This window comes from Achromobacter sp. SIMBA_011 (assembly GCF_046535435.1).
In the GTDB taxonomy this organism is placed as follows: Bacteria; Pseudomonadota; Gammaproteobacteria; order Burkholderiales; family Burkholderiaceae_B; genus Achromobacter; species Achromobacter dolens.
The window spans coordinates 1-247 of the sequence record NZ_JAWRWN010000995.1 but is presented as its reverse complement, the minus strand read 5'-3'; the positions used below and the strand labels follow the sequence as shown (position 1 = coordinate 247).

Genomic DNA, 247 nt, shown 5'->3' with positions numbered 1-247 from the left:
GAAAGTGGACCCCCCATCCGTAGACGCTCCACCAACCTGGCCCAAGGCGTGGTCGATGCGCTGACCCAACGCATCCTGCTCGGCCACCTGAAGCCCGGCGAAAAACTCCCGTCGGAATCCACCATCGTGCTGGAGCACGGCGTGAGCCGGACCGTCGTCCGCGAGGCGATCTCCAAGTTGCAGGCGTCGGGGTTGGTCGAGACCCGCCACGGCATTGGCACGTTTGTGCTGGAACAGCAGGCCCAAC

Annotated in this window: 1 protein-coding gene; it reads left to right on the top strand. The window is 65.2% G+C overall.

Annotated elements, in window-relative coordinates; all coding sequences use genetic code 11:
- Window positions 1–247 (top strand): FadR/GntR family transcriptional regulator (locus SB816_RS34000; protein ID WP_410548499.1); only part of this gene is annotated, 247 nt, incomplete at both ends.